The following is a 21,880-nucleotide window of genomic DNA, read 5'->3' as shown; positions in this document are numbered from 1 at the left end:
TCTACCTCGCTTTTGGAAACTCTATTCCGTCAGATAACGATTTTTTAATCATGCTTAGAGAATTCAGGAATTCTTCTCTGGTCTGCGCGCCGGATAAGATTTCAAATATATATTGTCTGTAGGCGTTTCCATGGACTCCGGCGCCTTTGTGTGGCGTTGTATTTGTGCCAGGAATTCTGTCTGACTTGTTGTTAGGAAGCCAAATCCCATTAGGTTTGTCATTGATTTTTATTTTAAAGCCTTCCATCTTTTCACGTAATGCTTTCATCATTGGGTCTTTTGAGTTGGATAGCACAATATGATGAGCATCAAACTTTCCACCGCCCAACGGGCTGCTACCGAGATTTGCTCTTAATAGTCTCGCATCAGAAGTACATGAAAGACCGAACGGATCAACCCACCCATAAGGATTAGGCGCATACAGATAGAGATTATCCCCGCCCGACAACCCAATCGGATCCTGCGTAATAAACCGCCCGATCTCCGGATCGTAATACCGAAACGTGTTGTAGTGAAGCCCCGTCTCCACATCGAAATACTGACCCTGAAACCTCAGGTTCTGCTCGACCTCGTTCACCACCAGCTTCTCAACCGCCCCCCAAGGCCGATATTTGGCCTGCCAGACGATCTGCCCTTCGGCGTCGGTCATCTCCAGTGGTGTACCAATCTGGTCGGTGTGGAAGTAGTAGACCTTGTTCTCTGCCTCGCCCTCTTTCTCATCAACACGGGCCAGCGGCGCATAACTGCCGGGCTCGTACAGATACAGGCTGCTCTGTCCCGGGCTTTCTTCACGCAGCAATCGAAGGCCTTGCCAGAGAAATAGTCGATGGTCGGTCTTACCCTTGATCTCCCACTGTTTGGCAACGCGTCTGCCCAGGCTGTCGTACTGGTAGCTGCTGGTGCTTTCCACCTGACTGTTGGCCATGGTCTCGGTTTTGACCAGACGGTTTTCGCTGTCGTAGGTGAAGGTCTGCCAACGCACGATGCCGACGATTTTCTCGACCAGATTGCCCCACGCGTCGTATTTGTATTCGTGGTTGCTCCATTGCCTTAGGCGGTTGTCTTTGACGCGGTCGAAGCGGCTGGTGTTGAAGTTCAGGCGGTTGCCAGCGTCGTCGTAGCGAAAGGCTTCGCCCTCAAAGCGTTTTTCGGGGTTGTGTTCAAGCAGGCGGCCGTTGGCTTCGTACTCGTAGGTGACCTCGCCACGCAGTTTGTCGAGGGTGCGGCTCAGTTCGCCGGCCGGGTCGTATTCGTAGCGGCGGTGGATCGGGTTGTAGGTGTGCTCGACGTAGCGCTCTGGTTTTATGAGCGGGTTCTGTATCTGCGACAGTTTTTCAGCGGGCAGGGTGGTTGCGTACTGCCAGGTCTTGCGGCCCAGAGCGTCATAGCCAAAGCAGCTGGTGAGTTTGCCCTGGGTGCGATAGATCTCGCGGTGCAGGTCGTCGCGCTCCATGTCGCTGATCAACTGACCATCGAGGTTCAGTTGATGCAAGTGACCGCTGCCGTAATACAGGTGATTCAGATGCTGGCCGGTGGGAAGGGTCAGCGTGGTCAGGTTGCTGAGCGGATCGTAGTCGTAGGTCAGCGCGCCTTGCGGTGACGTCTCCTGTGTCAGACGGCCCAGAATATCGTAGGCAAATTCCAGTTTTTCAGCGATGACACCGAGTTTTCTGCCGCCATCGGTGGGCGTGCGCTGAATGGACAGCAGGCGGTCGCTGTCATCGTAGGTAAAATCCTGACGAGCGTCGTTGTTGAGTCTGGCCAGCAAGCGGCCAATCGGGTCGCGCTCGAAATGCGTGCTGCGTTGTGGCCGTTCACCTTTTTCGCCGTAGCCGATTTCCTCGACCTGTGTCAGGTGTCCGCCGAGGTTGTAGCTGAAACGGCGGGTCAGCTGGTCGATGCGCTTTTCTTCGGTCAGCCGGTCGGAGTCGTCGTAGGCAAATATGTAAGTGGCGGCGTTTTCATTGGTCAGTGTGGCAAGACGCAGGGCCTTGTCGTACTGGTAGCCCACGATCAAACCCTTGGGGTCCTGGCGTCTGATGGGCAGGCCACGGGCGTTGCGTGCCAGATGCGTGGTCTGGTCCTTGCCGTTGGTGTGCGTGAGCACCTGGCCGTGGGCGTTGTAGGTGAAGCTCTCGCGGGTGCCGTCCGGATGATTGATGCGCAGCACTTCGCCGCCGGGTTTTCGCTCCAGTGTGGTGGTGTTGTTCAGGGCATCAGTGACGGCGACCAGTTGATCGCGTTCGTCGTATCGGTACCAAGTGCTCTTGCCCGAGCAGTCCTGAAAGCGCTCGACCTGCGCCAGGTTGTTCCACCACAGGTATCTGGATTTGTAGGTCGCATCGATGATGGTGTGTGGCAGGCCATCTTCGCCGTTGAGGTATTCGGTCTTTTGGCCCAGCGCATCGATTTCGGCAACCAGATTGCCTTTCGAATCGTAGCGGGCCGTCCAGATGGCACCGTCAGGGTAAGTGACCTGTTTGACCAGTGTGGTCTTGTAGTGATGCTGATAACACGTGGCTCGGCCCAGCGGGTCGGTTTCTGCAGTCAGGCGCGACAGATCGTCGTATTCGAAGCCCAACTGATTGCCGTCGGGCAGCGTCAGACCGGTGATATTGCCAGTGTCGTCCAGCGCGATACGGTACTGCTCACCGCCGAAATCAGTGCTGGCGATGACGCGACGGTCCTTGTTGTAAATCACCTCGGCGCGACGGTCCAGCACATCGGTTACGCGCGTCTGGCGCGCCTCGAAATCATAATCGAACTGAAAGTGCTCGCCGTCGCTGGTCCAGTGCTCGACTACGCGCGGCTTGCCGTCGAGAACTTCCCAGCGGTATTCGCAACTGAGCCCCAGTGCATTGGCGTGGCGGGTCATCAGGCCATCGGTGTAGCTGAAATTACGCACCGAGTCGCCATTGCGGTTGTACACACTGTTCAACTGGCCATTGTCGTCGTAGCCATAGCGCACAAGCGTTTCGACGGCCTGGTCGCCGACGATCCGCTTGACGGTGCTCAGACGGCTGGTCACCTCGTCGTAATGCAGGTGTACGCGTTGCCCGCCAGTGGCGCAGATGTCGGTTAGAACGCTGTCTTCGCTGCGCACGAAATGCAGAAAATGACCGAGGGCGTTTTCGATGCGTTGCAGGGGAACAGGCTGATTGTCGTCGGGAACTTCGCCGAAGTAGTAAAAGACGTTATCCAGCGTTTGCAGCAGGTAATGACCGCCCTCGGTGCGCACCAGATACATCTGTTCCTGTGCGTTGTAGATGCGCTGGTTGTAGTCCAGCGTCACGAACGGCACGCTGCGGCCCTGATTGTCGCTGAGGTACAGAAAGCTACCCTTGCGCCGCAGGCTTTGTTCCCACGGCAACACCCAGCCTTTGCCAAGCGCGCTGTCGACCGTCAGGTCGCTGGCGTAGAAGCGTGTCCACTCGATCGGCATCAGGCCCGGCAGACTGAAATCGGACTCGTCGATCAGCAGTTTGCGCCCGGTGGTAGTGTCGACCGGGTTGCCGTGCAGGCCTCCCAACACTTTTTCGGCCACAGGGGCGACGCCGAAGCGAAAAATGGCGTCTCCGAGAAAGACTCCGCCCATGAACTGCAAAGCGCAAGGGCCTGCCGCTTTCAGGCCAGCCTGCAGGCCCAGCTTGGCAATGCTGAGAACGGCCTTTGCACCGCCTGCCACCACCAACAGAATGTCCACGGTGTAGCGTGCCATCGCCGACACTTCGTCATCCACCGGCAGGTAGCGTTGCGTACCGCCGCCGATGAAGACGTTGGGCGAGCCGGTGCCGATTTTCGCGCCGCAGGTCAGTTTGTCGCCCTTGCGTGCGGCGGGCTGGCCGTTGATGAAGACGTTGCTGGAGCCTTCGGCCACCTTGACGATCGGCGAGTGCTTGTCACACACGGCGGTGCTTTCGATGGCAAACGCAGCGGGTCGACCGTTGATGAACACATTGGGCGAGGCAGATTCGATCTGCCCCGCGGGAGAGCTGAAGGCGCTGCCGATACTCTCCCCGATGCTGGCAATGGCATTCCCCGCGAGGCCGACAGCCATGGCCAGTAAAAAACCGCCGAACCCGCAGGTGGCGACGGTGAACGAGACATACGCCACGGCCGCGATGCCCACAATCGCGCCGAGCACAAAGCCCGCCATTGCTCCGGTGTGTTCGATTTCATCCAGTAACCGCGCTGCCTCGAACATCGCTGTTACTCCTGCTGGCTGCGGGTAATTGGGGGCCGATCACCTGAAGTGACGCTGATGTTCTGCAACGGATAGTCCATTAAAGCGTGTCCTGTCAGCGATGAAATGAGAGTTCAGGGGGCGGTCAGGCCTTCAAGCATGCTGTCGAAATCCAGCAACCAGGTTTGCAGCGCGGGTTTTTCCGAGTCAATCACGCAGCCCACGCTCAACCATTGGCGTTCGTTATGATCGGCGACCGGCACGATCGACCCGATCAGGCGTCCATGCCGTTCTTCGAGGCCTGCGCGAAAATGAAAATCCAGCGCCAGCGCTGCATTGCCCGCCAACAGCGTTTCATAGTGGCGAATGATTTGGACTTCGCCATGCAGTGGCCGCAGCGTCTTGAGCTCCTCGGCGAACGCTTCTGCAAGCGTTGCCTCTTCAGGCACATCGCGACGTTGAATGGAAACTGCAACAGGCTCTCCATCAACCTGAACAGTGGCATCGATCGCGCTGCACCTGAAGCCTTCGGGAAAGCTGAATCGGAACCCGCCGAAATTGAAACTGCAGGCCGCGTCGAGCAAGGGTTTTGGAACAGGAATGAGTGCTTCGGCACGATCAAGTGCCTGCTGCGCGGCAGCCCGCTCGGCTTCCTCGCGAGCCAGCGCCTCGTCAGCCAGTCGGCGTTCGGAAATACGGTCGTAAAGACTGGTGCGCCTCATATGCCATGAACCTTGTTCATCAACTGCCACATCTCCTTATGCAGGCACATTCTGCCGCACAGCCCATTTGTAAGTAGACAATAAAGACTTGGACGGGACTGTTACATATCCAGTGTCTGACTGGAGACCAGGAAAGGCCTGAAAGTCCCGTGGGATAAAAGCTACGGACGAGTTCTACTTTCAAAGGCGAGTGTTTCGACCTTCCTTTAACTGAAAGTTCACTGCGTGCAGGTGAAAGCTCCAGGAGGCTCTGTACCGAGCTTTCTGGAGCTTTTGCGGCTGCTTTGAAGCCTATTTCATCGCCTCAGACGCCTCTTCCTCCCGCCGATGCGCCCACTGATATAACGCCGGCAACACCAACAACGTCAGCGCTGTCGACGACAGAATCCCGCCAATCACGACCGTCGCCAGCGGTCGCTGCACTTCGGCGCCAGTCCCGGTGGCGAGGGCCATCGGGATGAAGCCGAGGGATGCGACGAGTGCGGTCATCAGCACCGGGCGCAGGCGGGTGAGGGCTCCTTCGTTGATGGCATCGTGCAGTGAGTGGCCTTGTTCGCGCAGGCTGCGTATGAAGGCGATCATCACCAGGCCGTTCAGCACCGCGACACCCGACAGGGCGATGAAGCCCACGCCTGCGGAGATCGACAGGGGAATGTCGCGTAGCCACAGGGCCATGACGCCGCCGGTCAGGGCGAACGGGATGCCGGTGAAGACCAGCAGGCCGTCCTTGAGGTTGTTGAACATCATGAACAGCAGCGCCAGTACGAGCAGCAGCGCCACCGGCACGACGATCTGCAGGCGTTTCGCAGCCGATTGCAGCTGCTCGAATTGCCCGCCCCAGTTGGTCCAGTAGCCGGCAGGGATCTGTACGCCGTTGTCGATGGTGGTGCCCGCTTCTTCGACAAACGAGCCGAGGTCCCGACCGCGCACGTTGGCGCTGACGATCACGACACGCTTGCCGTTCTCGCGGCTGATCTGGTTCGGGCCGAGTACCAGATCAAGGCTGGCGACTTGCGACAGCGCGATGAAGCTGATCTGCTGGTTGCTGCTGGCACTGGCAGGCACCGGAATGAGCAGGCTGGAGAGGCCGTTCACGTCGGTGCGCAGTTGTTCGGACAGGCGCACCACCATGTCGAAGCGGCGATCACCTTCATACAGCGTGCCTGCCTGACGACCGCCCAGGGCAATGGCGATGGCGTCCTGCACATCGGCCACGTTGAGGCCATAGCGCGCCGCCTTGTCGCGGTCGATGTTGATGGTCAGCACCGGCAGCCCAGTGGTTTGCTCGACCTTGACTTCCGAGGCACCGGGCACTTTTTGCAGGGTGGCGGCGATTTTCGCGGCGGTCTGGTTCAGCACGTTCATGTCATCGCCGAAGACCTTCACCGCCACGTCGCTGCGCACCCCCGAAACCAGCTCGTTGAAGCGCAACTGGATGGGCTGGGACAGTTCGTAATTGCTGCCCGGCACACTGGCGGCAGCCTTTTGCAGGTCGGCGATCAGGGTTTCACGGGATTTGTCCGGATCCGGCCATTCGCTTTGCGGCTTGAGCATCACGTAGCTGTCGGAGATGTTGGGCGGCATCGGGTCGGCGGCGATCTCGGCGGTGCCGGTACGGGCGAATACGCGCTGTACTTCCGGGACCTTGTCGATGATGGCTTTTTCCAGTCGCTGCTGCATGTCCACCGATTGGGTCAGGCTGGTGCCGGGAACCCGCAGCGCCTGCAAGGCGAAGTCGCCTTCGCTCAAACTCGGGATGAACTCGCTGCCCATGCGGCTGGCGGTGAAGCCGGACAACACGATCAGCACGACGGCGGTGCCGAACGCTATCGAGCGATGCCCCAGTACCCAGCCCAGTATCGGCGCATAGCGCAGGCGGGCGTTGCGCATCACGAAACCTTCCTCTTCCTTGACCTTGCCGGTCACGAACATGGCGATGGCAGCGGGTACGAAGGTCACCGAAAGAATCATGGCGCCGAGCAGGGCGATGACCACGGTGAAGGCCATCGGGTGGAACATTTTGCCTTCCACGCCGGTGAGGGCAAAGATTGGCAGGTACACGACCATGATGATCAACTGACCGAAAATCAGCGGGCGGCGTGCCTCTCTGGCGGCGGCAAAGACCTCGTGAAAGCGTTCCGAGCGGGTCAGCATGCGGCCGTGTTTCTTCTGCGCGTGCGCCAGCCTGCGAATCGCGTTTTCGACGATCACCACCGCGCCATCGACAATGATGCCGAAGTCCAGTGCACCCAGGCTCATCAGGTTGGCGCTGACCTTGTTGGTGAACATGCCAGTGAAGGTGAACAGCATGGCCAGCGGAATCACCATGGCGGTGATCAGCGCAGCACGGATGTTGCCGAGGAACAGAAACAGAATCACGATGACCAGAATCGCGCCTTCGATCAGGTTCTTCTTGACCGTCGCGATGGCTTTTTTGACCAGATTGGTGCGGTCATAAACCGTTACCGCTTCGACGCCCTCGGGCAGCGTGCGGTTGATGTCGGCGAGTTTGGCGGCCACCGCCTGCGACACCGTCCGGCTGTTTTCACCGATCAGCATGAACACCGTGCCGAGTACCACTTCGCGGCCGTTTTCAGTGGCTGCGCCGGAGCGCATTTCCTTGCCGATACCGACCTCGGCCACGCTGCTGACCCTGATGGGCGTGCCCTGCACATTGGCGATGACGATGTTGGCGATGTCGTCGACAGTGCCCAGTTGGCCGGGTGCGCGTATCAACAGTTGCTCGCCGCCGCGCTCGATGTAACCGGCACCGACGTTGGCGTTGTTGCGCTCCAGGGCTGCCACCAGATCGTTCAGTGTCAGTTTGTAGGCGGCCAGCTTCTTGGGGTCGGGCGCAATCTGGTACTGCCTGGCGAAACCGCCGATGGTGTTGATCTCGGCCACGCCTGGCACGTTGCGCAACTGCGGTTTGATGATCCAGTCCTGAATCACCCGCAGGTCAGTCGGCGTGTAAGGCGTGCCATCCTCTTTCAGCGCGCCCTCGCGGGCCTCGACTGTCCATAGAAAGATCTCGCCGAGGCCGGTGGAGATCGGTCCCATCATCGCATCGACGCCTTCCGGCAACTGGTCCTTGGCAATCTGCAGGCGCTCGTTCACCAGTTGGCGGGCGAAGAACAGGTCAGTGCCGTCCTCGAAAATCACCGTGACCTGGGACAGGCCCGAGCGCGACAGCGAGCGCGTTTGTTGCAGGCCGGGCAGGCCCGCCATGTTGGTCTCGATGGCGAAGGTGATGCGCTGCTCGGTTTCCAGCGGTGAGAAACCGGGCGCAGACGTGTTGATCTGCACCTGTACGTTGGTGATGTCGGGGACGGCATCGATAGGCAGTTTCTGGTAACTGGCAATGCCCAGCCCAGCCATGAGCAGCACAGCAAGCATCACGACGATACGCTGTTCAATCGCGAATTGGATCAACCGTTCAAACATGGAGGTGTACTCGTGTGACGCAGATCAATGGGCGTGCTCGGCGGAACCTTTGCCCAGCTCCGACTTGAGGATGAAACTGCCGGCGGCGGCCACTTGTGTGCCGGCCGCCAGGCCCTTGACGATTTCCACATGGCCGCCATCGCGGCGGCCAGGCGTCACGGGTGTCAGTTGAAACCCTTCAGCGTTGCGCACGAAGACTGAAGGTTTGTCTTCAATCGACTGGATCGCAGATTCGGGAATGCTGACCGCCACGCCGGTCTGTTCGGCGGCGACTTCGACCGACACAAACAGGCCGGGACGCCAAGCGCCCTGCGGGTTGGCCAGGGTCACGCGCACGGCGGCGGCGCGGGTCTGCTCGCCCAGCAGGCTGCCGACATAACCGATCTTTCCGTCGACCCGCGCATTGAGGTCGGGCGCGCTGACGATCACCGGACGACCGACAACCACTTTATCCAGGTCCTTTGGCGCTACGCCGAAGGTGGCCCAGACGCGCGAGAGGTCGGACAATGTGAAGGCGTTGCTCGCTTCGCTGACCATTTCGCCGATGCCCAGATGTTTTTCCACGACCACTGCGTCAAACGGTGCGATCAACTCATAGCGGCTTCCGGCGGAAGGATTGAGGCTGGCACCGATGGCGCTGATTTTTTGCCGGGCATTGGCCAGGTTGATGTCGGCTTCCTGAAAGTCCTGGCGCGCCTGCAAGTAGTCCTGCTCGGCGGAGATCCTGTCTTCCCACAGTTTCTTCTCGCGTTGCAGCGTAAGGCGTGCCAGTTCCTGGCGTCGCTGTGCGGCGTTCAGCTCGCTGCGTTGGTCGGAGATTTGCTGGCTGGCGATCACGGCCAGCACCTGGCCCTTTTTCACGGTCTGGCCCAGATCGACCTTGACCGCTTCGACCACGCCGCTGACACGCGGCACGACATGCGCGGTGCGGTCCTCGTCGAAGCGAATCTCGCCGGGGAAGGTCACGGTGGTGCTCATTTGCCGGGGTTCGGCGGTTGCCAGCTCGATGCCAGCCGTCTTGATTTGCTCGGCGCTCAGCTCGATGTGTCCCTCTTCCTCTTCTTCATGGGAAGACTCGGCGGCTACGGCGTCCGGTTTTTTCGCCTCGTTGCCGTGGCCCGGCTCCTCAGTGTGCTCTGGCTCGTCAGCGTGCCCAGACTCGGAATCATGCGCGTGTTCCTCTGCCGATGGTTTGGGTTCGGCTGCGAACGGCAGCATCTGCGGGTTGAGTGCCAGACTGCCCAGACCAATGATGGCCACCACCGCCAGCGCGAGGGCAATGCTTCGTTTGTTATTCATGAAAGCTCCCGGCGATCAGGTGCGTGCAGCACCTTGCGCTCGATATAGGCGAAAAAAGACAGTCAGGGGTTGACGCTGAACCGGTTGAGATCACCGTGGATACGCTCTACGGCGACACGCGCTTCGGTGGCGGTTGCCAGCGATTCCAGATACTGGCTGCGCGCTGAAATCAGCGTTCGTTGCGCGTCCAGCACTTCCAGAAAACCGAACTTGCCCATCTCGAAACCACGCGTTGCCGTGTCGACGGCACGTTGCGCGGCAGGCAGGATGACCTGATCGAAGGACTCGACTTCCTGCGCGGCAGTGCTCCACTGATCGAGGGCGGACTGCGTCTGGGTGCGCAGCTTGAGTTCGACGGCGTTGCGCAGATCGCGTGACTGGTCGGCGCGACGTGATGCCGCGAGCACGTTGCCCTGATTGCGGTCGAACAACGGCAGCGGCATCGACAGGCCCACGACGTTGACCCGTTCGCGCTCTTCGCGACTGTACTGGCTGCCGACGCTGACGGTCAGGTCCGGGATGCGCTTGGCACGCTCTGAACCCAATGTGGCTTCGCGTTGTTCTATCTGGGCCTGGGCGAGGCGCAGTTCGGCGGACTGATTGATGGCGGTCAGGATCTTCGCGGTCGGTGGCCGCTTGCCCGGCGAGAGGTCGGTGTAGTCCAGACGCTCGAAAGCGGTGACCGGCGAACCGGTGGTGCGCGCCAGCTCGCGGTTACTGTTGATTTTCAGGGTCTCGGCGCGCCGAACCAGCAGGTCGGTTTCGGCCAGTTGCACCTGTGCGCGGGTGGCTTCGACCGGTGACACCTTGCCCGCCCGAACGCGCCCTTCGGCGACCTGCAGGCCGCGTTCGGCAAGTGTTCTGGACTGACGCGCCAGGTCCAGGCCGGCCTGCGCCCGTGCCGCCGCGTAGAACGCCTGAACCACTTCGGCGCGCAGCTCGTTGCCGCGCCGCTCCAGCTCCAGCCGGGCGGCGTCCTGACCCTTGCTGGCCGCTTCGATGCGCGCTCCGCGCTTACCGCCCAATTCCAGGGCCTGGCTGAGCATCACCGTTGTGGTGCTGGTCTCGCGGCGTGTGTCTTCCACTTCCCACGACACCACCGGGTTGGGGATCAGCCCGGCCTGCTGGCGATCACCCTCGGCAACGCCAATCTCCCATTGCGCTGCGGCGAGTTCCGGATTGCGGGCGAATGCTGCTTCCAGCGCCTGAGCCAGGCTGATGCCCTGCGCTGCCGCGATGCCGGGAGCAGCCAGCGGTAACAACAGCAGACAAAGTACGGCGGCTCTCATACCGGACCCCCTGCCAATCGATCGGTATGCCGAGTGCGAACGTCATTCTTCAGTCGCATGAATCGCCCCATCAAAACAAAAAACAAACACGCACCTGAGCGCTGAAGTTGGCTGGAGGGGACTTTATGCAACCGGAGCTATCAGAGGGATTGCTGGAAAATTACGATTTTGTTATCCAGCGAGATGGGGGTTTCTTTTCAGTACACTGCACGGCATCGTCATCATCCGTTCATCAAACAGGAAGCCCCGTCATGCGAATCCTTGTCGTCGAGGACGAGCCGAAAACTGCCGAGTACATGCATCAGGGTCTGACCGAAAGTGGCTATGTCGTCGATATCGCCGCAACCGGGCTCGATGGGCTCTATCTCGCGCAGCATCAGGCTTACGATGTGGTGATACTGGATGTGAACCTGCCGGAAATGGACGGCTGGGAGGTGTTGAGCCGCCTGAGAAAGACCGTCAGCACGCGCATCATGATGGTCACTGCGCGAGGACGTCTCGAAGAGAAGGTCAAGGGCCTGGAGATGGGGGCCGATGATTATCTGGTCAAGCCGTTCGAGTTTCCCGAGCTGCTGGCCCGGGTCCGCACCTTGATGCGGCGCAGCGAGCAGACCACCACCTCCAAGGTGTTGCAGGTCGGCGATCTGGAACTTGATCAAGGGCGGCACCGGGCGTTTCGCGGCAGCCAGCGTATCGACCTGACGACCAAGGAGTTCGCGCTGCTGCACTTGCTGATGCGGCACAGCGGCGAGGTCATGTCGCGCACCCAGATCATCTCGCTGGTCTGGGACATGAACTTCGATTGCGACACCAACGTGGTGGAGGTGTCGATCCGTCGCCTGCGGGCGAAGATCGACGATCCGTTCGAGACCAAGCTGATTCATACCTTGCGCGGCGTAGGTTATGTGCTGGAAGTCCGTGAATGAAACCGACGCGTCTGTCGACGCGCATGAGCCTGACAGTCACTGCGCTGATCGCTTTTCTGGTGCTGGTGATGGAGACGTTCGCGTATGCGGCCATTTCCCATCAACTGGACCTGCGTGCCGAAGACAGCCTGAAGGAGAAGTTCGCGCAGATCGAACACGGTCTGAGTGAGGGGTTTCTCGGCGTCGAGGACATTGTTCAGTACCCACACACGCTGCGTGACCAGATTGTCGGGCATGACAGTTATGCGCTGACCATCTTCGACGCAGGCAATCCCCGTCAGGAACTGATGAATGTCGGCAACGAAGAGGGGCGTAATCTCCCGATTGTCGGCACTGAAGGCGTGCCACAGGGTTTTCAGCAGTTGACGTCGCTACATGGGCACAAGATTTTGCTGGGGTACAAGGAGATTCGTCTCAAGACGGATCAGGATATTCTGGTTCGGCTGTCGATGGACCGCGAAAGCGACACCACGCTGCTGCATGCCTATGTGAAGTCGACGTTCATGGTGCTGCCGGTGATCTTGCTGGTGATCGGCTTTGGTGCCTGGTGGGTGGTGCGTCGGGGGCTCAGGCCGTTGGGGGCGTTCAGAAAAGTAACGGCGCTGATCTCGGCTCGCGATCTGTCTCATCGCATGAAGGTCAAAGGCCTGCCTGATGAATTGCGCGACCTGGCACATGCGGTCAACTTCATGCTGCACCGGCTGGACGGCGATGTGCAGCAACTGGCGCAGTTCTCGGACGACCTCGCGCATGAATTGCGCTCGCCGATGAACAATCTGATGGGCAAGGCGCAGGTCACGCTGTCCAGACCGCGTCCTTCGGAGGAGTACAAACAGGCCCTGGAATCCTGTACCGAAGAGCTGGAGCGCATGTCGCGCATGATCAGCCAGATGTTGTTTCTGGCCAGCGTCAGCCAGCCTGCAGCGCCCTTGCCGGTCGAGGTCATCGATCTGCGGGAAGAGGCGGACAAGGTCGCCGAGCTGTTTTCATCCTCGGCGGAGGATCGCGATATTACCTTGCAGGTCCAGGGTAGCGCGAAGGCCACGGGCGACAGGCTGATGATTCAGCGAGCGATTTCGAACCTGCTGTCCAACGCCATTCGCCATGGCCTGTCCGGCAGCGTCATTACCATCACGCTGGCCACGCATGAAGATGAGGTTTCGCTGGCGGTGCGCAATGCGGGTGAGGGCATCGATGCCGAGCACCTGCCACGGCTGTTCGATCGTTTCTACCGGGTTCATGTCAGCCGTGCGCGACAGCAGGGTGGTACTGGGCTCGGGCTGGCGATTGTGCGCTCCATCATGAGCCTGCATGAAGGGCAGGTGACGGTCGAGAGCGAGCCGGGTCGCTTCACGACGTTCAGCCTGATCTTCCCTAAACTGGTGTAATGCATCAGGTTGCCGGTCGTTCTTCAAGAACCTTTGGCCGACCCCCGGCTCATAGCTTGTGAGCGGGTAATGCCCGGATGCTTCCGACGAAGCCAAATCGATAAGGATGGACCTATGACAGTTGCTTTCTGGTGCGTGCTGGTTGCGATATTGCTGCCGATTGGCTGTGCTGGCATCGCCAAGTTCGGCAGCGGAAAATTTGGCAGCGGGCACAATCATGACCCGCGCGCCTTTCTCGACAAGCTCGAGGGTTTCCCGCGCCGCGCGCACGCTGCGCAGCTCAACAGCTATGAAGTGACCCCGGCGTTCGCGGCGGCGGTTATCATTGCGCACATTGCCGGCAATGCGCAGCTGGTGACGATTGATGTACTTGCCGTGCTGTTTATCACCAGCCGCCTGTTGTACATCATCTTCTATCTGGCGGACCTGGCCGCACTGCGGTCGCTTGTCTGGCTGGTGGGCATGGGCCTGATCATCGCGTTGTTCGGGGTGTCGGCTTTCCCGGCCGTTTCCTGACGGTCAGGTTGCGGCGCTGTCGGTAATCCGTTGCGCCGCTGCCTTTATCAGTCGTCCGGCTGGACTTTCTCGAGATCGGTCTGGGCTTCCTGCAACTCTTTGCGCGACTCGGCGAGCTTGTCCTTACGCTTGTTGATCTTCTCCGGATCCCCTTTGTCCATGGCCTTGTTCAGGTCGTTCTGACGGCGGCTGACTTCCTGTTTGGCGTCCAGCACCTTTTGCTTTCTCTGCTTGATCAATGAGGTCTCGGTACAGTTGGCATTGACTTCTGCGAGCGCCTTTTCAAGTCCGGTCTGTTCGGCCTTGTTGCCCTCAGTCTTGGCGTCCTGAATCCTGCTGCTGATCTCCTGGCTTTTGATCTGGCACTCGGAGGGCGCGGGTGCCTGTTCCTCTGCCAGCAGGGTTGTGGCCAGCAGCGTGCAACTGGTGAAAAGGATCAATGGTGATAAAAACTGCATATGAACTCCGTTTGAATACGGACAGAAAAATGAACGTCCGCTACTTAAAACCTGAAATACCCTGGGCCTGCAATTGCTGGCTCAATGCCTGTACTTGTGGGTCCTGAAAAAAAGATTTCAGCTTCGTTGCCCGACCAGGCCCTACGCCCGGTTCTGCCTGCCATTGTTCGACGCTACGCCCGGCCAGTTCGTGCCAGTTGTCAGGCAGTTTCGCGCCTCCTGTGGGCGGCAGTCCGATGGCCTTGAGCCATGTCTGAAAAGGCTTTTCACGGGCACTTTGCAGGCTGGTGAGCAGTTTAGCGCTGCTGCGCTCGGCGAAGCCGGGAATGTTAGCAAGCTCAGCATGATTCAGGTTCATCCAATCGAGCAGACCTTCTATTCGGCCGCTTTCAATGAGCTTGTCCCAGGTCCCCGGACCGACGCCGGGCAACGCAAGACCCTTTTTGCCGCTGAGCCAGACCAGTCTGGCGCGGAACTGGCTTTCACAGCCCGGCGTGGCTTGCCAGCAGCTCAACGCATGAAAGTCTTCGGCGTTCGGGATGATCATTTCAGCGCGTTCGGCGGCCCGCGATATCACTCCGTCAAGTCTTGGAATCGTCAGCCCGGCCAGACTCACGGCGACCTGATCGCCGGGCCTGATATCCAGTTTTTGCCAGCGCTGCAGCGAACCGGTGCCGATGCGACTGACGATACGGTCGTCGAGGCGCACTGGCGTCAGTTCCAGGACCGGCGTAATCCGGCCACTGCGACCGATATTGAAGCTGACCTTGCGCACCTCGGCCAGCGCCTGGGCGTAAGGATGCTTCCAGGCCGCGATCCAGTAAGGCGCAGTGGCTTGCCAGCGCTGCATGGGTGGTCGCTGGCCCTGACGGATGATCACGCCATCGGTAGCGAATGGCAGTGGGTTGCGATACCAGTGCTCGCGCCATTGCGCGGCCTGGGCATGATTTTCCAATGGGTGCGTGTAAGCTTCGCTGTCCTCAAAACCCATGGCTTGCAGGCCTGCGAGTCGTTGCGGCATGTCGGCAGGCCCGCTCGGCCAGTCCCAGACGAACAGGCCGATGGCATCGGCCTGTTGTGGGCTGATCGTCTGCCGCGCCAATAGCCCTGCGACCTTGCTGCGCGCATTGACGCTGCCTGCTGCTGCCTGCACATGATCGGCCAGCCGCCAATAGAGTTCGCCTTGCAGAATCACAGCGTCCTGCCGGGGCAAGTGCTTGGGAATGGCCTTTATGAGTCGCGCCTGCGAGGTCCAGTCCTGGCCTTTGAGCCCATCCCCCCGGCTGATCGCCTGGATCAGTCTGCCCTTGTCGTAGACCAGCGTAACGGCTACCCCATCGACCTTGGGTTGAACCCACACGTCGCTTCGGCCCTTGAGCCATCCCATGACACTTTTATCATCTGCCAGCTTGCTGACGCCCGTGTGCGGAACAGGATGCGCCAGCGGGCCAGACGCGGTTTTCAAAGGGTGATCGTCAATCGCCGCAACGGCAAAGCACGATCGCCAGGCGTCCAGCTTCAGTCGTGACTGATCGTAAAGCGCGTCCGGGATCTGCGAAATGCCACGGCGATGGTAACTGTCGTCCCATTCTGCGATCTGCTGCTGCAGGGCCGCGATCTCGATGTCTGCCCTGGCGGGAGACCAGTCGGGGCACTGGCTGGCATGGCCGAGAGGGGTGAGGAGTATCAGAAAGGCGCAGGTCATCAGGCGTAAGGCAAACGGCATCGAAGCATCCTTGCGTTAGGAATGGGCTCGATGAGGCTAGTTGCTGATGCGCTGTGCAGACGAATGGCCTGGTTACCGGGTTTTGCCATAGCACCGGGCGGCGCATTTGAAACCGGACGTGGAGCGTCCAGAACGGTGTATCGACGCGGAGCGTCGGCACAATAATTACGGGACTATCGTTCCGCACGCCCTCGGACAGACGAAAAAAAGCCCCGGACGACCAGGTCGTCCGGGGCCTTTTACAGGGTGTTACAGGCCGGCAGCTGCGCGCAAGGCATCGGCGCGGTCGGTTTTTTCCCAGGTGAAGGCGGTGAAGGTGTCATCGCCAACGGTCATTTCGACCGGGGTACGACCAAAGTGGCCGTAGGCCGCAGTGGCCTGATACATCGGGTGCAGCAGGTCGAGCATGGTGGTGATCGCGTAGGGACGCAGGTCGAAGTTGTCGCGAACCAGCTTGATGATCTTGTCGTCGGACAGCTTGCCGGTGCCGAAGGTGTTCAGCGAGATCGAGGTCGGCTGAGCAACGCCGATGGCGTAGGAAACCTGGATTTCGCAACGCTCGGCCAGGCCGGCAGCAACGATGTTCTTGGCAACGTAACGACCTGCGTAGGCGGCCGAACGGTCAACCTTCGATGGGTCCTTGCCGGAGAAGGCACCACCACCGTGACGGGCCATGCCACCGTAGGTGTCGACGATGATCTTGCGGCCGGTCAGACCGCAGTCGCCTACCGGGCCACCGATGATGAAGTTGCCGGTCGGGTTGATGTGGAACTGGGTGTCCTTGTGCAGCAGATGCGCCGGGATGACGTGCTTGACGATCAGTTCCATCACGCCTTCACGCAGGTCCTTGTAGGACACATCCGGGTTGTGCTGAGTCGACAGCACGATGGCGTCGACGCCGACAACCTTGCCGTTTTCGTAACGGCAGGTGACCTGGGATTTTGCATCCGGGCGCAGCCAAGGCAGCAGGCCGGACTTGCGGGCTTCAGCCTGGCGCTGTACCAGCTGGTGAGAGAAGGTGATCGGCGCTGGCATCAGCACGTCGGTTTCATTGCTGGCGTAACCGAACATCAGGCCCTGATCGCCAGCGCCCTGATCTTCAGGCTTGCTGCGGTCAACGCCCTGAGCGATGTCTACCGACTGCTTGCCGATGATGTTCATCACGCCGCAGGTCGCGCCGTCGAAACCGACGTCGGAGCTGTTGTAGCCGATGTCGAGGATGACGTTACGCACGATGTCTTCCAGATCGACCCAGGCCGAAGTCGACACTTCGCCAGCGATGATCGCGACACCGGTCTTGACCAGTGTTTCGCACGCTACACGGGCGTATTTGTCTTCAGCGATGATGGCGTCCAGAACCGCGTCGGAAATCTGGTCGGCGATCTTGTCCGGATGCCCTTCGGACACGGACTCGGAGGTGAAAAGTGAGTATTCGCTCATCTCTACGGGTTTCCTTCATTTTACCGATGGTGAGTGTCGCCAGCCGGTCGCTGAAAATGGCGAACCTGGATCTGGAAACCATTACGTAAGCCTACATAGAGGCTTTCCCCGGGAACTAGCCCCGCAGCGATGGCCCAATGGGCCAGGTCTTCCTGCTCGAAACCTAACCAGAGATCGCCACAGGCCTCCCTGGCCCAGCTCTGGTCATGACTACACAATTCTGTTACCAGCAAGCTACCGCCGGGTTTTACGTGTTCGGCCAGTTGCCTCAAGGCTTCGGCCGGTACTGCGAAATGGTGCAGCACCATGTTGAGGACGACGCAGTCGGCACTGACTTTAGCGTCTGTCAGTGCATCGGCCAGTCGCAATTCGACGTTGGCCAGTGACTTGCGCTCGCAGACGCCACGTGCCAGGTCAAGCATCACCGGGCTGTTGTCCATCGCGATGACCTGCCGGAAGCGTCGAGCCAGCTCTGGCAGAAAGCCGCCGTCACCGGGGCCTACTTCCAGAGCCGTGGCCTGCGCGCCGAAGCTCAGTTTGTCGAGCAATGTCAGCAGGCTCTCGCTGTACTGCGCCAAACCGGCGATTAGGTCCTGCTGGGCGCGAAACTTTTCTGCGGTGCGGGCAAAGAAATCCTGACTGGCCAAGGCACGTTGCCGATGCACCAGACCGATTCGGCTCTGTACATCGTCCGGCAGGTCCAGCGTATCCACTTCATCAAGCAGCGCCGCATGCAGTCTGCCGCCCGGCAGATCGGTATGAGGCAGGGCGCGGCGGTAGAAAATTGCGTTGCCTTCGCGCCGTGTGGCTACCAGATCAGCCTGCGCCAGCACCTTGAGGTGGTGACTCATGCCGGACTGGCCAATGGCAAAGATCTGCGCCAGTTCAAGTACGCCGAACGAATCATTGGTCAGCACACGCAGCACGTTCAGCCGCAGAGGGTCGCCGCCGGCCTTGCACAATGCAGAGAGGTCGTCGCATGCATCATGGCGAATTGCAGGTACACGCAGGTTCATAGCTGCGCAGTCTAGAGAGCGATCCGGAGTGCCGCAAGGGCAATATCAAAAAGTTTTGATATTGCTGGATGGATGGCATCGGTCAGCCATTGTGAACTTGTCGCGCTGACGGACGATCAAGTCTTTGCAGGCCAAATAATGTCCGTAACGCGGGAAAAAAGCCTATGGTCGATTATCTTTCATTGCCCCCGGCCTGTCCCTGAGGGAAAATGACCTTCTTTTTTCTCAGTCCTATTTCTTAATTCCCAGGAGATCAGCGATGCCAAGCCGTCGTGAGCGTGCCAACGCTATTCGTGCCCTCAGCATGGATGCCGTGCAAAAAGCCAACAGCGGCCATCCGGGTGCCCCTATGGGCATGGCGGATATCGCCGAGGTTCTATGGCGCGATTATCTGAAGCACAACCCGGCAAACCCTGCATTTGCCGACCGTGATCGTTTCATCATGTCCAATGGCCACGGCTCGATGCTGGTCTATTCGCTGCTGCACCTGACCGGTTATGACCTGTCCATCGACGACCTGAAAAACTTCCGCCAGCTGCACAGCCGCACACCGGGTCACCCGGAGTTCGGTTATACGCCTGGTGTCGAGACCACCACCGGTCCGCTGGGTCAGGGTTTTGCCAACGCTGTGGGTTTCGCCGCTGCCGAGAAGACCCTCGCCGCGCAGTTCAACCGTCCAGGTCATTCCATCGTTGATCACCATACCTACGTGTTCATGGGTGATGGCTGCATGATGGAAGGCATTTCCCACGAGGTCGCTTCGTTAGCCGGCACGCTGCAACTGAGCAAACTGATCGCGTTCTATGACGACAACGGCATCTCCATCGATGGCGAGGTGGAAGGCTGGTTTACCGACGATACGCCGAAGCGCTTCGAGTCCTACGGCTGGCTGGTCATCCGCAATGTCGACGGTCACGACCCCGAAGAAATCAAGACGGCCATCGATACCGCACGCAAGAGCGATCAGCCAACCCTGATCTGCTGCAAGACCACCATCGGTTTTGGCTCGCCTAACAAGCAGGGCAAGGAAGAGTCCCATGGTGCTCCACTGGGTGCCGACGAAATCGCCCTGACCCGTGCGGCGTTGAAATGGACCCACGGTCCTTTTGAAATTCCGGCTGATATCTACGCCGAGTGGAATGCGAAAGAAAAAGGTCTGGCTGCCGAAGCCGAGTGGGATCAGCGTTTTGCCGCGTACTCCGCCGCGTTCCCCGAGCTGGCCAACGATTTCATCCGTCGCATGAGCGGCGAATTGCCTGCCGATTTTGCCGAAAAATCAGCAGCCTACGTTAAGGACGTCAACGCCAAGGGCGAGACCATCGCCAGTCGCAAGGCCAGCCAGAACGCGCTGAGCGCACTGGGCCCGTTGCTGCCGGAAATTCTGGGCGGTTCGGCCGACCTTGCCGGGTCCAACCTGACCATCTGGAAAGGCTGCAAGAGCATTACTGGCGAAGACCCTAACGGCAACTACCTGCATTACGGTGTTCGCGAGTTCGGCATGGGCGCCATGATGAACGGTATCGCCCTGCACGGCGGCTTCGTGCCTTACGGTGCAACCTTCCTGATCTTCATGGAATACGCTCGCAACGCGGTGCGTATGGCTTCGTTGATGAAGAAGCGCGTGATCTACGTGTTCACCCATGACTCCATCGGTCTGGGCGAAGACGGTCCGACTCACCAGCCAATCGAGCAATTGACCAGCCTGCGCACCACGCCGAATCTCGACACCTGGCGTCCGGCGGATGCCGTGGAATCGGCAGTGGCCTGGAAACACGCTATCGAGCGCAACGATGGCCCGTCGGCGCTGATCTTCTCGCGTCAGAACCTGACTCATCAGGCGCGTGACGAGAAGCAACTGTCCTACATCGCGCGTGGCGGCTACGTGCTGCGTGACTGCGCTGCCGAGCCTGAGCTGATCCTCATCGCGACCGGTTCTGAAGTCGGTCTGGCTGTGCAGGCGTATGACAAGCTGACCGAGCAGGGGCGCAACGTTCGTGTGGTCTCCATGCCGTGCACCAGCATTTTCGAAGCTCAGGACGCTGCGTACAAGCAAGCTGTTCTGCCGCTGCAGGTTAGCGCGCGTATTGCCATCGAGGCGGCTCACGCCGACTACTGGTACAAATACGTGGGCCTGGAAGGTCGCGTGATCGGCATGACCACCTTCGGCGAGTCGGCACCTGCTTCAGCGCTGTTCGAAGAGTTCGGCTTCACGCTGGAAAACGTCCTGAGCATTGCTGACGAGATGCTGGAAGACTGATCAGCTGCTTGATGGTTTGTGTTTGATTTTGTGGGAGCGGACTTGTCCGCGAATGCAGCAACTCGGTAAATCAGCTACACCGAGTGCTCCCATTCGCCGACAAGCGAAGCGTCGCCCGGTCCGCTCCCACATGATTGTTATTTCCTGGCGAAAATTTCATGCCCCAGCCCCGCCCTTATAAAGTTGCTCTGAACGGTTACGGCCGGATTGGTCGTTGTGTCGTTCGTGCATTGTGCGAGCGCGGGGCCAGGGCCGGGTTTGAAGTGGTTGCCATCAACGACTTGGCCGACATGGCCAGTCTCGAATACCTCACGCGTTTTGACTCCACACATGGCCGGTTCCCCGGCGAAGTGCGGGTCGAAGGGCAATATCTGCACATCAATGACCACTGCATCAGGGTCTTGCGCAGCGCAACGCCGGAAGACATCGACTGGGCCGGGCTGGAAGTCGATCTTGTGCTTGAGTGTTCCGGTGTCTACAACACGCGCGAAGACGGTCAGCGCTTTCTGGATGCCGGTGCGCCGAGGGTGCTGTTCTCCCAGCCGATGGCCAGCGAGCGGGATGTCGATGCCACCGTGGTGTTCGGCATCAACCAGCAAAGGCTCACCGGCCACGAGCTGCTGGTCTCTGCCGCCTCGTGCACCACCAATTGCAGTGTGCCGCTGCTGCGCTTGCTGGATCAGGCCATCGGCCTTGAGTACATCACCATTACGACCATCCACTCGGCGATGAATGATCAACCGGTGATCGACGCTTACCACCACGAGGATCTGCGCCGTACCCGCTCGGCGTTCCAGTCGATCATTCCGGTGTCCACCGGTCTGGCGCGCGGAATCGAGCGGCTGCTTCCGGAACTTGCCGGCCGAATTCAGGCCAAAGCTGTTCGTGTGCCGACCGTGAATGTGTCGTGTCTGGACATTACCTTGCAGATGTCGCGAGACACCGATGCGGTCGAGATCAACCGCATCCTGCGCGAGGCCGCCACCAGCGGCCCGCTCAAGGGTTTGCTGGCCTACACTGAGCTGCCGCACGCCAGTTGCGATTTCAACCATGACCCGCATTCGGCGATTGTCGATGCGAGTCAGACCCGCGTTTCCGGTCCCAGGCTGGTCAATCTGCTGGCCTGGTTCGATAACGAATGGGGTTTTGCCAATCGAATGCTCGACGTCGCCGATCACTTTCTGCGCGTCGCTGACCAATAACAGTAAAAAAACAG

General features: G+C 59.7%; 14 protein-coding genes. 5 read left to right on the top strand and 9 right to left on the bottom strand.

Annotated features, from left to right (window positions below):
* Position 1: 1 nt before the first annotated feature.
* From MME58_RS24535 to MME58_RS24515, 5 genes are all read right to left on the bottom strand, one after another.
* Positions 2-4,204: an RHS repeat-associated core domain-containing protein gene (locus MME58_RS24535; protein WP_241409106.1), complete on the bottom strand. Its 4,203-nt coding sequence runs from the start codon at positions 4,202-4,204 to the stop codon at positions 2-4.
* A 113-nt stretch (positions 4,205-4,317) separates the two neighbouring features.
* The gene (locus MME58_RS24530) at positions 4,318-4,905 is read right to left on the bottom strand and encodes a hypothetical protein (protein ID WP_055006033.1); all 588 of its coding nucleotides are present in this window, start codon (positions 4,903-4,905) and stop codon (positions 4,318-4,320) included.
* 291 nt (positions 4,906-5,196) lie between these two features.
* Complete coding sequence (locus MME58_RS24525) at positions 5,197-8,349, bottom strand: CusA/CzcA family heavy metal efflux RND transporter (RefSeq protein WP_055006032.1); 3,153 nt, start codon at positions 8,347-8,349, stop codon at positions 5,197-5,199.
* Positions 8,350-8,373: 24 nt separating this feature from the next.
* On the bottom strand, positions 8,374-9,648 hold the full coding sequence (locus MME58_RS24520; protein WP_055006031.1) for an efflux RND transporter periplasmic adaptor subunit: 1,275 nt from the start codon (positions 9,646-9,648) through the stop codon (positions 8,374-8,376).
* Positions 9,649-9,710: 62 nt separating this feature from the next.
* Complete coding sequence (locus MME58_RS24515; RefSeq protein WP_055006030.1) at positions 9,711-10,937, bottom strand: TolC family protein; 1,227 nt, start codon at positions 10,935-10,937, stop codon at positions 9,711-9,713.
* Between the two features lie 251 nt (positions 10,938-11,188).
* On the opposite strand from MME58_RS24515, the gene MME58_RS24510 reads away from it, so the two are divergent.
* The 3 genes from MME58_RS24510 (at position 11,189) to MME58_RS24500 (ending at position 13,767) form a co-directional block, all read left to right on the top strand.
* The gene (locus MME58_RS24510; RefSeq protein WP_054987123.1) at positions 11,189-11,863 is read left to right on the top strand and encodes a heavy metal response regulator transcription factor; all 675 of its coding nucleotides are present in this window, start codon (positions 11,189-11,191) and stop codon (positions 11,861-11,863) included.
* Positions 11,860-13,251 (top strand): heavy metal sensor histidine kinase, encoded by a 1,392-nt coding sequence (locus MME58_RS24505; protein ID WP_054987122.1) that lies wholly within the window; start codon positions 11,860-11,862, stop codon positions 13,249-13,251. Before MME58_RS24510 ends, MME58_RS24505 begins: the two co-directional genes overlap by 4 nt.
* Positions 13,252-13,365: 114 nt before the next feature.
* Positions 13,366-13,767 carry an MAPEG family protein gene (locus tag MME58_RS24500; protein WP_054987121.1) on the top strand — a complete coding sequence of 134 codons (402 nt, stop codon included), beginning with the start codon at positions 13,366-13,368 and terminating at the stop codon, positions 13,765-13,767.
* Between the two features lie 47 nt (positions 13,768-13,814).
* Here MME58_RS24500 and MME58_RS24495 read toward each other — a convergent pair whose 3' ends face one another.
* The 4 genes from MME58_RS24495 to MME58_RS24480 form a co-directional block, all read right to left on the bottom strand.
* On the bottom strand, positions 13,815-14,225 hold the full coding sequence (locus MME58_RS24495) for a DUF1090 domain-containing protein (RefSeq protein ID WP_054987120.1): 411 nt from the start codon (positions 14,223-14,225) through the stop codon (positions 13,815-13,817).
* A 40-nt stretch (positions 14,226-14,265) separates the two neighbouring features.
* Positions 14,266-15,951 carry an NAD-dependent DNA ligase LigB gene (gene ligB / locus MME58_RS24490; protein WP_055006029.1) on the bottom strand — a complete coding sequence of 562 codons (1,686 nt, stop codon included), beginning with the start codon at positions 15,949-15,951 and terminating at the stop codon, positions 14,266-14,268.
* A gap of 249 nt (positions 15,952-16,200) precedes the next feature.
* Positions 16,201-17,391, bottom strand: a complete 1,191-nt coding sequence (metK, locus tag MME58_RS24485) for a methionine adenosyltransferase (protein ID WP_002555698.1) — start codon at positions 17,389-17,391, stop codon at positions 16,201-16,203.
* A gap of 20 nt (positions 17,392-17,411) precedes the next feature.
* Positions 17,412-18,407, bottom strand: a complete 996-nt coding sequence (locus MME58_RS24480; protein ID WP_054988727.1) for an ArsR/SmtB family transcription factor — start codon at positions 18,405-18,407, stop codon at positions 17,412-17,414.
* A gap of 259 nt (positions 18,408-18,666) precedes the next feature.
* Between MME58_RS24480 and tkt the strand changes: the two genes are divergently transcribed.
* Both tkt and epd read left to right on the top strand, forming a co-directional pair.
* A complete protein-coding gene (gene tkt, locus MME58_RS24475; protein WP_055006028.1) occupies positions 18,667-20,664 on the top strand; it encodes a transketolase in 1,998 nt (665 codons plus the stop codon).
* Between the two features lie 158 nt (positions 20,665-20,822).
* On the top strand, positions 20,823-21,866 hold the full coding sequence (gene epd, locus MME58_RS24470) for an erythrose-4-phosphate dehydrogenase (RefSeq protein ID WP_054988729.1): 1,044 nt from the start codon (positions 20,823-20,825) through the stop codon (positions 21,864-21,866).
* Positions 21,867-21,880 lie beyond the last annotated feature (14 nt).

Source organism: Pseudomonas syringae pv. tagetis (assembly GCF_022557255.1).
Taxonomy (GTDB): domain Bacteria; phylum Pseudomonadota; class Gammaproteobacteria; order Pseudomonadales; family Pseudomonadaceae; genus Aquipseudomonas; species Aquipseudomonas caricapapayae.
Note: the sequence above shows the minus strand (reverse complement) of the source record. Positions and strands in the feature narration are given on the sequence as shown.